14 protein-coding genes are annotated in these 14,362 nt (G+C 34.4%); 2 read left to right on the top strand and 12 right to left on the bottom strand.

Annotated elements, in window-relative coordinates; all coding sequences use genetic code 11:
• Positions 1-5: 5 nt before the first annotated feature.
• The 9 genes from KA894_RS13265 to KA894_RS13225 all read right to left on the bottom strand — a co-directional run bounded on the left by KA894_RS13265 (position 6) and on the right by KA894_RS13225 (position 7,687).
• Positions 6-698, bottom strand: coding sequence for an ABC transporter permease (locus KA894_RS13265; protein ID WP_096808490.1), 693 nt, complete (start codon positions 696-698; stop codon positions 6-8).
• The gene (locus tag KA894_RS13260; protein WP_096808489.1) at positions 698-1,639 is read right to left on the bottom strand and encodes an osmoprotectant ABC transporter substrate-binding protein; all 942 of its coding nucleotides are present in this window, start codon (positions 1,637-1,639) and stop codon (positions 698-700) included. Before KA894_RS13260 ends, KA894_RS13265 begins: the two co-directional genes overlap by 1 nt.
• Positions 1,640-1,654: 15 nt before the next feature.
• Entirely contained in the window at positions 1,655-2,290 is a 636-nt protein-coding gene (locus KA894_RS13255; RefSeq protein ID WP_096823757.1) for an ABC transporter permease, read from the bottom strand.
• A complete protein-coding gene (locus KA894_RS13250; protein WP_103372831.1) occupies positions 2,290-3,474 on the bottom strand; it encodes a betaine/proline/choline family ABC transporter ATP-binding protein in 1,185 nt (394 codons plus the stop codon). The genes KA894_RS13255 and KA894_RS13250 overlap by 1 nt, the downstream gene beginning before the upstream one ends.
• Positions 3,475-3,757: 283 nt before the next feature.
• Positions 3,758-4,225, bottom strand: coding sequence for a thioesterase family protein (locus KA894_RS13245; RefSeq protein WP_115341958.1), 468 nt, complete (start codon positions 4,223-4,225; stop codon positions 3,758-3,760).
• Positions 4,226-4,237: 12 nt separating this feature from the next.
• Entirely contained in the window at positions 4,238-5,191 is a 954-nt protein-coding gene (locus tag KA894_RS13240) for a 3-hydroxyacyl-CoA dehydrogenase NAD-binding domain-containing protein (RefSeq protein ID WP_210134001.1), read from the bottom strand.
• Positions 5,191-6,078, bottom strand: a complete 888-nt coding sequence (locus KA894_RS13235) for a beta-keto acid cleavage family enzyme (protein ID WP_096808484.1) — start codon at positions 6,076-6,078, stop codon at positions 5,191-5,193. The genes KA894_RS13240 and KA894_RS13235 overlap by 1 nt, the downstream gene beginning before the upstream one ends.
• Before the next feature lie 179 nt (positions 6,079-6,257).
• Positions 6,258-6,818: a TetR/AcrR family transcriptional regulator gene (locus KA894_RS13230; protein WP_096808483.1), complete on the bottom strand. Its 561-nt coding sequence runs from the start codon at positions 6,816-6,818 to the stop codon at positions 6,258-6,260.
• A 272-nt stretch (positions 6,819-7,090) separates the two neighbouring features.
• The gene (locus tag KA894_RS13225; RefSeq protein WP_115341957.1) at positions 7,091-7,687 is read right to left on the bottom strand and encodes a YdeI/OmpD-associated family protein; all 597 of its coding nucleotides are present in this window, start codon (positions 7,685-7,687) and stop codon (positions 7,091-7,093) included.
• 181 nt (positions 7,688-7,868) lie between these two features.
• Here KA894_RS13225 and KA894_RS13220 point away from each other — a divergent pair, with 181 nt between their 5' ends.
• Both KA894_RS13220 and KA894_RS13215 read left to right on the top strand, forming a co-directional pair.
• Positions 7,869-9,248: an APC family permease gene (locus tag KA894_RS13220; RefSeq protein ID WP_115341956.1), complete on the top strand. Its 1,380-nt coding sequence runs from the start codon at positions 7,869-7,871 to the stop codon at positions 9,246-9,248.
• Between the two features lie 726 nt (positions 9,249-9,974).
• Positions 9,975-11,345 (top strand): CitMHS family transporter, encoded by a 1,371-nt coding sequence (locus KA894_RS13215; protein WP_096808480.1) that lies wholly within the window; start codon positions 9,975-9,977, stop codon positions 11,343-11,345.
• Positions 11,346-11,390: 45 nt separating this feature from the next.
• Here KA894_RS13215 and KA894_RS13210 read toward each other — a convergent pair whose 3' ends face one another.
• From KA894_RS13210 to KA894_RS13200, 3 genes are all read right to left on the bottom strand, one after another.
• Positions 11,391-12,575, bottom strand: a complete 1,185-nt coding sequence (locus tag KA894_RS13210) for an MFS transporter (protein WP_115341955.1) — start codon at positions 12,573-12,575, stop codon at positions 11,391-11,393.
• A 309-nt stretch (positions 12,576-12,884) separates the two neighbouring features.
• Complete coding sequence (locus KA894_RS13205) at positions 12,885-13,658, bottom strand: ABC transporter permease (RefSeq protein ID WP_096808478.1); 774 nt, start codon at positions 13,656-13,658, stop codon at positions 12,885-12,887.
• A complete protein-coding gene (locus tag KA894_RS13200) occupies positions 13,655-14,305 on the bottom strand; it encodes an ABC transporter ATP-binding protein (RefSeq protein ID WP_096808477.1) in 651 nt (216 codons plus the stop codon). Before KA894_RS13200 ends, KA894_RS13205 begins: the two co-directional genes overlap by 4 nt.
• Positions 14,306-14,362: the final 57 nt, after the last annotated feature.

The following is a 14,362-nucleotide window of genomic DNA, read 5'->3' as shown; positions in this document are numbered from 1 at the left end:
ACCTTCTATTCATTAATCGTTTGTGGTTGTTGTTTACTTCTTTTCTCTGCTCTGTGTGCTGGGTCTAAGCGTTTTTCTAATAATCTTAAACCTACATCAATTAAAATAGCAATTAATGCGATAGGTATTGCACCAGCTAAGATAAATGTCGTACCATCTGTAGCGTTTGTACCGCGAATAACAATATCGCCTAAAGTTGGCGCACCGATAAATGATCCCACTGCTACAACGCCAATTGCTACTACAAGTGCAATTCTTAATCCACCTAAAATGACTGAAAGCGATAAAGGTAGTTCAATCATTCTCAACACTTGGTTTCGTGTCATCCCCATGCCTTTACCAGCATCTTTAATATTTACATCTACACCCATAATACCTGTATAGGTGTTTTTTATAATTGGTAATAAAGCATATAAGAAGACTGTGACTACAACTGTTGTCGTACCTAACCCCATAACTAACATAAGAATCGCTAACATCGCAATGACTGGAACTGTTTGGATAATATTCGCAATCGTAATAATCAAACCAGAGAACTTACTGTATCTTGCGATGACGATACCAATTGGGATACCGACAATGGATGCAAATAATACACCATATACAGACATTAATAAATGTTTTAAAAATAAATCCCAAAGGTAGCCATAGTTAACTGAATAATATTCTACTAATTGCTGTAATAAATTACCTTCCATTAGTTTTGACCACCTTTCTTATCGTCTTCAAAATAATTATGTGCTTTCAAGAATTTTTCTGCAACCACAGCAGGCTCTTGACCTTCACCGTCTGCTTGATAATTCAATTTTTGCATTTCATCTGTAGATACTTTCTTAGCTAATTTATCAATAATTGGCTTCAATTCTGGATGTTTGTCTAACAATTCATTTGTAGCTACCGCACTCGCATCATAGGGTGGGAAAAAGTGTCTATCATCTTTTAATACTTTTAAATCATAAGCTGCAATACGGCCATCTGTGGAATAACCCACTGCTACTTCTAAATTATTTGAATGCAACGCATCGTATACTAAACCAATTTGCATTGGTCTAATCGTGTCAAATTTAAATCCATATTCTTGAGTAAACCCTGGATAGCCATCACCTTTACGATTTAACCATGAACTGTCCACTCCAAGTCGAAGTTCTGGATGCTTTTTCAAATCTGATACAGTATCTAAATTATATTTTTCTGCAGTTTCTTTCGTTACCATAAATGAATATGTGTTTGCAAAACCATATGAATCAAAAAATGTTTGATCGAATTTCTTTTGGAAACCATCTTGTGTTACTTTCATTGCTTTTTTAGGGTCTTTAATCGGATCTTCGTTTAATGCGCCAGTCAAGTCTGTACCATTATATCTTGTACCTGACATGTTAGCGTCACCATTAACTAACGCATTGTGTTGAATCGTACTTGATCCTAAATTGTTGATTAGTGTCGGTTTAATCTTACCGTTTGTATCATGTTCTATTAACAGTCTCAACATATGAGACATAATTTGTGATTCACTTGTTGCTAGCGCTGTAATTTTGACATCATCTTCTGAGCTGTTGCCACCTAATCCAGGTAAACTACATCCAGATAAGACCGTCAGACACAACACAAGCACAATACAATATTGTTTCAATTTCTTCATAATGTCCTCCTCAAATTATCTGGATACTTTTAATCCTTTAGGTACAGCCCATCTTTCTACGATTGAAAGTAAGAAGTCTACGAATAAAGCTAATGCAGTAACTAATACCGCTGCACTTATAATCATTAATGGGTCATACAAGTTTAATCCGTTAAATACAAAATCACCTAAACCGCCCGCGCCTACGTAGCTGGCTAAAGTAGCCCAACTAATTACGTAGACAGAAGATAGTCGGATACCCCCTAAAATAAGCGGTAAGGCTAATGGTAATTCAATATCTTTCATTAATTGAAAGCGTGTCATACCCATGCTTGTGCCTGCTTCTTTAATATTGTCATCTATGTTTTGTACACCTAATACAGTGTTATTTAAAATTGGTAATAATACATATATAAATAATGCTACGATTGCAGGTAATTTACCAACACCAAATATCGGTATCATGACAGCTAATACCGCTAATGTTGGGATTGTTTGAAGCACCCCAGCAATTGTTAATACAATATTAGATGTTCTTTTCATTTTAGATAGTAAAATCCCTATTGGTACCGCGATTACAATAGCAATTAATAAAGCGATGATTGAGATATAGAAATGTTCAACTGTTTTAGATATCAGTTGCCCACCATATTGATCTATAAAGTCTTTCATTACTTATCAGCTCCTACATTGTCGGGCTCAACAATAGCATTTTTTTGTGCGCTGATATCTTCATCTAATTCGCCCCAAATACTATCGTAAACAATATCAACTAAGTTTGCTCTTGTAATTAATCCAATCAGTGTTTCTTCATCGCTATCTACAACTGGTACGTTTCTTACATTACGTTTTAAGATTGTGCGTACTGTATCTTGTAATTTACTATCTACTCTCACTCTATAAATATCACGTTGCATCATGTCTATAAGTTCTTTCCCACCACGTAGTCCTTGGTTTATATCTTCAATGTCTAAATAACCAAGCAGCCTACTATTGTTTCCAACTACGAATATTGTATCCACGCGACGTTCTCTCATAATTTTAACCGCTTCGTTTAATGAACTGTCTGCATGTACTGTTACTGGTCGGATCATTGCATCTTTAACAGTTCTCATATTAGGTCTATCTTGAATCAATCTATTTTGACCAATAAAGTCGCGGACGAAATCATTTGCAGGATGACGTAAAATATTATCTGGCGTATCGTATTGAACGACTTGCCCTTCAGACATAATACAAATCTTGTCTGCCAGTTTAATCGCTTCATCCATATCATGTGTAACAAAAATAAATGTTTTACCTAATTTTTGTTGCAATTGTTTCACTAAGTCTTGCAACGTGTCTCTCGTGATTGGATCTAATGCGCCAAACGGTTCATCCATTAAAATGACATCTTGTTCAGCAGCTAATGCACGAACAACACCAATACGTTGTTGCTGCCCGCCAGAAAGTTGAGAAGGATATCTATCTAAATATTCTTCAGGTAAATCGACAAGTTTAATTAACTCTTTCGCTTTTTTCTCTTTCTTTTCTTCAGACCATTTTAATAACTTAGGGACTAATACAATATTTTCTTTAATGGTCATATGAGGCATTAATCCAATTTGTTGAATTACATAACCAATTTTCCTACGTAGTTCAACAGCATTCATTTTACGAACATTTTTGCCGTTGATTGCAATTTCTCCTTCTGTAGCTTCAATCATTCTATTTATCATTCTTAAAGCAGTTGTTTTACCGCTTCCACTTGTACCTATAAATGCGATAAATTCACCAGATTCAATTTCTAATGAAATATTATCGACAGCTTTTTTTGTGCCGCCATAGACTTTAGATAAGTTTTTTATACTTAACATGTGTTAATTCCTTTCTATACTTATATTCTCAATTAAAAGTTTCTTATAAATATAGGGCTACCTGTGGATGTTATACAAATCCGAAAATAAGTAAAAACATGTAGCACAACTAGCCCTACTTTATTCATGTGTCGGTCAAAAAGATTAATTTCGACTTATTTTATCCATACTATATATTAAGATAACTCAATAAATGAAAATAAACAATTTATAACTGTAAATTTTGTTTATTAAAATATTGAAGTAAATTTACATTCAATAGCTCAAAATTAATTCTAAAATTTTATTTTCGTTTTATGTCAATAAGGTGTCCTAATTCTTTTGGTTTTACTTGAATCCCACCCAACTGCGCATAATCATCTATAGCATTTTTAATTTTTCCTGGGAACGCTGATGGTCTACCAGTCGTTGTGTCCATCCCCATGAGCATCACTTCATACGTTGCACAGCGTGTGTTTTGAGAATCTACTAAATTCATAAATACATGCAACCGTTTAGCATCATAATCATATAATGCCACTTTTACCGTAATCGGTTCATCTACTTTAATTTCTTTTAAATACATAACATGATTCTCTAAAGTAAAAATGGTGTACTGAAGTTTGTCAATGGCTTCCATATCTAAACCTAGCTCCGCAAGCCAAGCATCTGTAGCATCACTAAATACACGATTATATTCAGCATCATTCATATGCTGATTATGGTCTACCCAAATATCTTTAACAGTTGTTCGATATTGAAATTGAGTCATATTAACCTCCGTTTATTTTGTAACTTTTTTCATTGAGGCAGTATCTCCCGGCCAATAAGCTTCCGCTAATTTTTTTACTTTAACTAAGAATTCATTACGTTTTTGATCTAATTCAGACATTGACTGACTTTGTGAAGCTATTTCACAGCCATTAACGACATCATCATATAGTGTTTGAGTTAATTCAGGCGCAATTAATTTTGTCCATGGTTTTTTCAATGCTGGTCCAAATTGTTTCAACATATGACGCATGCCACCTTCGCCGCCTGCAAGATGGAACGTCATAAATGGCCCATATTGTGCGTAACGTAATCCTGCTGCATGTGTAAATGCTTTATCTACTTCTTCTGTTGTCGCTACGCCGTCATTAACAATATGTAATGCTTCTCTCCATAATGCTTCCATTAACCTATCAGCGATATGACCTTCAATTTCATGTCTCACATGTAATACATCCATGCCAATACTTTCATATATTGCTTCAGCTTTAACCGTTGTAGCTTCATTCGTTTGTTTGCCAGGGACAACTTCTACCAATGGCAAAATATACACTGGGTGGAACGGGTGCGCCACCACTAAACGTTCAGGGTGTTTTAAATTTTGTTGTAATTCTGAAGGCATAATTCCAGAAGTACTCGATCCAATCATTGCATCTGGCTTAGCGTAAGCATCAATTTCAGTTAATACTTGATCTTTAATTGATTCGATTTCTGGAACATTTTCTTGAATATGATCAGCATCTTTTACAGCTTCTTCTAAATTTGCTGTGAATGAAAGCTTATCTAAAGATGCACCTTCTGCTAAACCTAATTGTTCAGCATATGGCCAATTTTGTTTTACTTGCTTTAACATTCTTTCATAAGCACCTTCACTCGGATCAGTTGCTACCACTTCATGACCGTGGGCTAAAATACGCGTAATCCAACCACTACCTATAACACCTGTACCTACCACTGCAAATTTCATTATTTGCCTCCTTTTGGATCTCTAAGTTGATATTTCACGCGCGCTTCAGCTGGCGTCATCGGTTCTATATCTAAATCTTTTAATATTTCAACCGCACGTTCAACAAGTTGCTCGTTAGAAGCTTTGACACCTTTAGATAAATATAAATTATCTTCTAATCCAACGCGCACATTGCCTCCACGTTTTGCTGCTTCTTCTACAGTTGGCAATTGCATTCTTCCAATTCCAAACGCTGACCAATGTGCATTGTCAGGAATACGTGTTTTAAAATATTCAATTGTTTCCGCGTCATTTTCAGCGCCCCACGGTATGCCTAAACAGAATTGGAACATTGGTTCACCTTCAATAAGGCCTTCATTAACTAATTGTTTAGCAAACGAAATATGTCCACTATCAAAACATTCTAATTCAGGTTTTACGCCTGCATCTTTTACAAGTTGTGCTTGTTTTCTTAACCAATCTGCTGGGCTTAAATACACAGCATCTCCCATGTTCACGCTTCCACAATCAAGCGTGCACATTTCTGGTAATAAGGCACCAATTGCTTCGTGTCTCTCAGCAGGTGTTTGCATATCTGAGCCTTTAGCCGCTGTATACGGATCTTCAAGGTTAGGGATAAAGTCTCCGCCACCACCTGAAGTAATATTGATAATAATATCTTCATCAGCTTCTCTAATTAATCTGACTGCTTCTTTAAAAAATTCAACATCATGGCTTATACCCCCTGTTTCTGGGTCTCTTGCATGAATGTGTGCTACAGTAGCTCCTGCTCTTGCACATTTAATTGCTGAATCTGCAATTTCTTGAGGCGTTACAGGAACACTTTTATTTTTATCTACAGTATCTCCAGCACCTGTTAAAGCTGCTGTTAGCATAACTTTTTTCATATATAAACCTCCAACAGAGTTTTTATCACATGGGATAGTGTACCAACTGGACGGTTTAGTTTCAACCCTTAAAACGGCCAAAAAAAGGGATAAATGATGATGTCTCGTCATTTATCCCTATACTATCAGTACTTCTCACGATTTGAGAATTTAATTATTTTTTTATAATTTTAACTTTTTTATGCATCGTTTCGTCGCATTCGATTTTTTTCAGTGTAAGATGTTAATCTTTCTAAAACTTTTGACCTCATTGACTCATCTAATGCATCTAATCCAAACACCTCTGATAACCATAAACCATCTACTGCCAACCTTATAATTGTCGCATCTACTTTATCAAGTCCGTCTCGTTCTATTTTATCTTGCCATGCTTTATAGGTATCTTGTAACGGCAATAATAAATTACTGTTTATACCTTGTGCAGCCAACATTCCAGAAGTAATGGATGCATTTTCTGAACGGTGTTCTCTTGTAGCTTCAATAAAGGCGCGAAGTAATTTACCTTCATCTTGATCGTCTTTTTGTACATGCTCATTGACATTATTTCTATACAATTCATCTGCATGATCTACAAGTCCTTGTATTAACGCAAATTTATTTTTAAAGTGATACAGTAAACCACCTTTACTTACACCTGCTTTTTTGGCTACTGCATCCAGAGTTAAATATTCACTGCCTTGTTCGTTAACAATAGCCGCTGCTGCTTGTAATAGTTGCGTACGTTTAGACGCTCTTGCCATGACTACACCTCCTTAAATAATTTAATTTCGTTTGTATTTTTATCTTTTGTTTATCCGAGCAAACTATAAACGATAAATTATCAACTTGCAACATTATTATATTTTTTATATAACTTTATAACAGTTTAATCAAGTGGTGATACGTGCTTTTACTAACTTAAACATATGATATAACTATACAACCCTTTTTATATTCGTAACACACAAAACATGCAATGTGTGTTTACAAACTACAACTGATTTGTATAGTAAAACGCCAATTTATTGAGCGATTAGTCATCATTCATCCCTTTGCCTTCTAAAATATGCTCAATATATTTTTCAACTCTATTTTGTCTTGTTGATGCCTTTTTAGCATTTCCAATATAGTACATATATTGACGTTGTCTACCTGGTGTTAAATGATTAAATGCTTCTTTTAATGCTGGTGATGCTTCTAATTTATTTTTTAATTCTTCAGGCATATGATATGTTTCTGTTGTTTTCATAGGTACCTTTTCTCCAGACTTTTCAAGACGAATCGCTTCCTCAATATACCATTTAATTTCATCTTTTCTGTTTTTGATTTCTTCTAGACTTTCAAACCTTAATTGTCTCGCTGCTTGAACATTTTTTGTTTGTTGAATCAATGAATGATAGGGGTCTTCCATGATAGCCCCCTTTTCAAATAACAAAGCACAGTATTGTTTAAAATTTTGTATAATTACAACGTTCTTATGATTTAAAGTATAACAAGGATGCATCCATTTATAATCTTCTACTAATTCAGTTTCTTGCAAAATTGTTCTAAGTAATTTAAAAGAGGCTTGCCAATCGTTTAATCCATCAATAAATGCATCTACCTTTATATTTTTATTTTTTTCAACCATAAGCACTCACCCTTTATTTTTTATTTATTTTCATTTTACTATGAATAGTGCAATTCAAGCCATTACAAAAGTATTCTAAAGAACAAACCAAGTTTTCCGATTAGTGTAATATGATTTAAATATAATTTGTGTTATGATGCTTTTATTATTTTCAATTTACATAAAATAAAGAGGTGTTCTAATGCAACAATCAAAACATTTAAAAAAAGTGCTGAGTTTATCTGATGTTATGGGTATTGCTATCGGACAAATTATTGGCGCTGGTGTCATGTCCTTAACGGGTATTGGTATACAAATGACAGGAAGTGGCATTACGCCAGCATTCATTCTATCATCACTTATAACATTACTTACGATGTTACCTATAGCAATTTTAGCTTCTAGTTTACCTACTACAGGGGGTATGTATCAATATACTAGTCGGTTACTGTCACCTAAAACAGGTGTTTTTTGGTTATTATTATTCATCTTTTTACAAATAACATTATCTTTATATGCGCTTTCTTTTGCACAATATCTTGAAGGTTTACTCCCTGGTGTTCCAGTAAGAACTGTAGCCTTTTTACTACTCACCGTTTTGTTTGTAGTTAATATCGTGGGCATTAAATCTGCTTCAATCGTCGGTAACTTAATGGTAATAACTTTAATCTTAGCTTTATCATTCTTTATTCTTTTTGGTTTACCTCATGTTAATTTTAGCGTATTCAGCACCTCATCCATGTTTCCTGATGGTTTTACTGGTTTCTTTACAGCAGTGGGTCTCGTTTCATTCGCTACAGGTGGAGCTCAAGTAGTAGCTGAACTTGGTGGAGAAATGAAAAACCCTAAGAGAGATATACCACTTGTAATCGTTGTAGCTACTATTTTTGTAGGGTTATTATATGCTTTTATCGCCTCTATTGCAGTTGGGGTTTTACCAATACCTGAAGTTGCAGGCAGACCTTTAACAAGTGTCGCTAAAGAAGTGCTACCATCACCAGTATTTATTTGCTTTATGGTTGGAGGAGCGATGTTCGCTTTAGCTACGACTCTGAACGCAACATTCACGTGGGTCACAAAAAGTTTATTAATTGCTATCGAAGATGGATACTTGCCCAAGACGTTAGGCACTGTTAATAAACGCTTTGGCACGCCACATTGGTTATTACTAATATTTTATATTATCGGAATTTTACCAATTGTAAGTGGTATGTCTCTAGATGTTGTCGCACAGTTAGGTACAGGTATTTCACTTATCGTATTTGCTTTCCCTGCGCTAGCTGTTACACAATTACCTAAAAAATATCCTGAAGCTTATAAGCAATCTTTCTTTAAATTGCCTTATCCAGTACTAGTGGTCATCGCTACGGCAGCCATTGTCGTTTTACTCTATCAATCATACTTGCTAATTTCAGATTTGAAATTAGGTTATATTATGGGAACATTTGCATATATTTTTATTTCTGCATTGATTGCTCATTTTTCTAATAAAAAATCAAACTTATCTATTGAATCTATACAATTCGCTAAAAATGTTCCAAAAAATGAGGACTGGGACAAAAACCAAATTTTTATAAAATGATTTCGTTTATCCACGCCATCAAGAAGAACTAGAAAAAATAGTCCAGAGCCGAATTGCTTGCATAAGTGCTACTAGCCCCCAATGGATTACATGAGCTTCGACTCATGCATAAGTGCTACTAGCCCCCAGTGGGTTACATGAGCTTCGGCTCATGCATAAGTGCTACTAGCCCCCAGTGGGTTACATGAGCTTCGACTCATGCATAAGTGCTACTAATCTTCATAAATGAAGAAGTAGCACTTTAGAAGTAGCACTTTTGAAATAGCTTTTTAGACCTGTTTTTCTTTAGTAAAGTAAGGCTTTATATTTTTATTCCATTCACCTCCTGCCAACACAATATTCAAGATTAAAACATTATTTATGTCTCAATACCTTTTTCAACAATAGCACTCCATTAAACTTAAAATGGATGCTATTGTTATGTATATGTTAAACACTATAAAAACATAAGAGTCACAAAGAAGTTTGTATCAATGTACTATTTAATACATTCAAACATGCCTCCCTTTTTTCAAATAAGTCACTTTATCAAAATACATCTTTAATCTATGTAGCGATTTGCTTTTCTTATGGTTTAATATAAGTAAAATTATATTAAAATCATTATAAAATATTAAAATCAATCCCTAATCTCTGTTACACTTATAAATAATCACTTTTTAAGTGTGTGTGGTAAAGCGTTAAATGATTTATGTAAGCGCTTTAAGTTTATGGAGGGGATGTTTTATGCAACAAGATAATATTTGGTTAACAATTGTTGGTCTCATTATTATCATTTTAATCGTTGGTTTATTGATAGCCAAACGTATCAGCCCTGTGGTAGGTATGATTTTAATACCAAGTATAGGGGCTTTAATATTAGGTTATAGTATTGGAGACTTAGTAGATTTCTTTAATAGTGGGTTAGATCAAGTAATCAACGTTGTCATCATGTTTATCTTTGCCATTATTTTCTTTGGAATCATGAGTGACAGTGGTTTATTTAAACCTTTAGTGAAAAGGTTAATTTTGTTAACGAGAGGTAACGTCATCATCGTCTGTATTGTCACAGCAATCATTGGTACGTTCGCGCAATTAGATGGTGCAGGTGCAACAACATTCTTGCTATCAATTCCTGCATTATTACCACTGTATAAAGCCTTAAATATGAATCGATATCTATTACTTTTATTACTTGCTTTAAGTGCCGCTATTATGAATATGGTACCTTGGGGCGGCCCGATGGCGCGTACGGCTTCAGTCTTAAACATAAAAAACGTGAACGAGCTATGGTATGGTGTTATTCCTATTCAAATTATAGGGTTCTTCCTTATACTCATATTTGCTGTATATTTAGGTTTCAGAGAAAAAACACGCATCAGCCGTGATATTCGTTCTGGTAAATTACCAGATACTCAAGACGTGGACATACATAAATTAGTAGAAATTTATGAGCATGATCAAGATATTAAGTTCCCTATCCGTGGTGTTGCTGTTACAAAACCTTGGATTAATTGGGTGAACGTCGCATTAACCATCGCAGTCATTGTAGCAATGTTAGCTAACATTGCTCCACCAGAATTCGCATTTATGATTGGTGTTGCAATTGCTTTAATTATTAATTTCCCAAATGTCGATGAACAAATGAGTCGTTTAAAAGCGCATGCGCCAAATGCTTTAATGATGGCTGCAGTTATCATTGCAGCAGGCATGTTCTTAGGAGTATTAAATGAAACTGGTATGTTAGAATCTATTGCACTCAGCTTTATTCATATTATTCCAGACGCAGTAGGTCCGTATTTACATATTATAGTGGGTATATTTGGTGTACCTCTAGATTTATTAACGAGTACGGATGCTTATTACTTTGCTGTATTACCAATCGTAGAACAAACAGCAAGTCAATTCGGTGTACCTAGTATTTCTACAGCTTATTCTATGGTTATTGGTAATATTATAGGAACATTCGTCAGTCCATTTTCACCAGCGCTATGGTTAGCTATAGGTCTTGCAGAAGCAAACATGGGTACTTATATTAAGTATGCTTTCTTCTGGGTTTGGGGATTTGCAATCGTAATGTTACTCATTGCTATGTTAATCGGCGTTGTAACTTTTTAATATGCACTTTATAAAAACAGCGAAGCCTTTTGGCTCCGCTGTTTTCTATGTGTTTATTTGAGTATTTTTATATTTTGCGACATTTTTAAGGCTAATCACTAAAATGAATGCTACGATAGCAATCGCAGCTGAGAAGTAGGTAGTTGCATATACGTTTAAATTAGATACAACTAAACCACCCACAATACCACCAATACCGATGCCGGCATTTAAACTGGACATATTCCAACTCATTACTTGGCTTGTATCACCTTCAACATGTTCAATAATACCACTTTGAACAGCTGGATTAGTACTCCATTGCATAATATTCCAAATAAAGATAACCATTAATAATAAGCCTGTTCCTGGTAAGAAAACATTAAGGATAAGCATCATGATAATAAATATAGTAGTAGCGATAATTAACCAACGTTTACTTGTAAGTCTATCCGATAAAAAACCACCCATTGAGGTACCTATTACACCTGCTACACCATTAATTAATAATGCAACAGAAACAAATGACAGATCATGTCCCCCAGAAAGCATCAATGGATTAATATATATGAATGTAACTGAGTTCGCTACTAATAATAAGAATGTGATACCTAAGTATTTTGTTACTTCAACTGGTCTCAGCACTTTAGAATAACTACTTGAACGTTTCGAATCTGTTTCTGTATTGGTAGATGGATAACTGCTTAATTTCGGAACATACGCATACATTAAAACCCCTACAAGTATACTAATAACAACAATAAATAGAAATGTATATCTCCAACCAACTAAATCACCTATAATTGTGCCAATCGGTACACCAAAAACGTTTGCGCCACTAAAGCCTGAATACACAATACCTATCATTTTGCCACGGTGTTGAGGTGCAGTTAACAAGGCTGTTAACGCTAGTATTTTAACTACAATTAAAGCAGCTGCTGCAGATGATAATATTCGTCCGACTACTAGAATAGAAAAGTTAGGCGCTATAGCAATAATAAGATTTCCTACAACAAACACTGCTAAAGCCCATAGTAAAACCTTTCGTGGTGAAAAACGGTTGGTTAACTTCACTAATATAGGACCAGCTACGGCAAATGTAATAGCGTATAAAGTTACTAATTGCCCTATGACAGGTTCAGAGACTTGTAAATCATTACTCATTAAATTCATAATCCCTGCAACCATCATTTCGACCATTCCAACAATAAATATACTTAAAATAAACGTAATAATACGCATAATTGACATAAATATCCTCCTCTCTTTGCTTTGATTTCAAAAATTTTATAACTGTTTTATTATAAACCATTCGTCAATATATATGAATATGTCACTATATGTAAAATTTTTAATTTCTAAATTAAAGGCAGGAAACGAACAGAAATCCAAAATTGAATTTGGTCTCATGTTCTGTCCCCTGCCGCACAAATTGATTGTAAATAAATGGGCAATCAGCAATCAAGGTATTTCTAAATCGTGCATCGTTTTGTAGTTCTCTCGCATATATAACTAGCATGCACTATAGCCAGACATGCACTGTAACAATCATATACATTTTCATCGATTATCTTCTGATATATGACGGCCAATTAATTGATCGCGTTGATTAAAGAATTGACGATAGCTTAAATAAGTTGCAATCAATGCTGACATAATAGTTGCAGTCGTATGAATAAACACGACCATCAGTTGAAATTTCACTGCTTCTAATGGTGCTACACCGCCAATAATTAAACCAGTCATCATACCTGGTATAGACACAATACCATATGTCTTCACAGAATCAATCGTTGGTACAATCGCTGTTTTTATACTTTCACGTATTGTACCTTTTGAAGATAGTTTTGGATCTGCGCCTAATGCTAATTTTGCTTCTATTTGACTCATTTCTTTCACGAATTCACGGTCTAAATTTTGATAAGCAAGGTTAATAGCAATCAACCCATTACTTCCAAGCATTCCTGCTATCGGAATAACTTCATTGGGTTTAAAATCAATTGCTCCAGTTAATATAACCCCAAATAATGGTAACGCAACCCCGACAAATATAGCAATGAAAGAAATCCAAAAAACATTATGCATGACTGGCGAAGCCCTACTAATAGTGTTCCAAGAGGCGTTAACAATTATGATTAAGACAAATAATAATAATAACCAAGCTTGATTTACATCAAATATAAAATGAAGTAAATAACCTAAGATAACTAATTGAACGACCGCTCTAATAGTAGCAATTAACAAATCTTTTATGATATGTAACTTCTCTTTATATGAGACGATAATTGGGAAAAGTAAGAGTGTGCCGGTAAGTACTAAAGCTGTCGTGCTCATCTTAAATCCTCCTCCTTCTCTATTTGACCATCAACGATTCTAATGCGTTTTTGAAAGTGTCTCATACTTTGGTCATTACTATGTGTAATCCACAATATACTTACACCTTCATCGGCAAGTTTAAAAATGAGAGATTCAATTTTTTCACTATTATGTATATCTAAAGCACTCGTAGCTTCATCTAGTAATAATATTTTTGGTTTATACATTAACTGTCTAGCTATGGTTATACGTTGTCGCTCTCCACCAGAAAGATGACTTACACTGGTATTAAAGTTATAGTGTCCTAGACCAACCGCTTTCAATAGTGCTTTAGCTCTTTTACGATTAAATTTATCGTTTCTTATATTAGCAGGGAAAGCTAAGTTATCGCCAATCGTTCTATCAAACAAATCACTTTCTTGTAGCAAATAACTCACTTCCATACGTAATTCTTCTGGGTTAATCGTTTCATATGCGTCCCCATTTAGATATAATTCTCCTTGCGTTGGACTTATCAAATTATTAATTAGGCGAAATAATGTACTTTTACCGCTTCCAGAAGGCCCAACAACAGCAATCGTTTCCCCTGATTCTATTTTCAAATTAATCTCTTGAATGATTTTACGGTTATCTATTTGATATGAAACATTTCTGAGTTCTAACATTTTGAACCTCCTAAATACATATATAAGTCGTATTCCCTAATATAATTACTTTATTAT

The sequence above is a fragment of the Staphylococcus sp. GDY8P131P genome, from assembly GCF_017891975.1.
Lineage (GTDB): Bacteria > Bacillota > Bacilli > Staphylococcales > Staphylococcaceae > Staphylococcus > Staphylococcus nepalensis.
The sequence above is the reverse complement of the archived record's forward strand: the minus strand, read 5'-3'. Positions and strand labels throughout refer to the sequence as shown.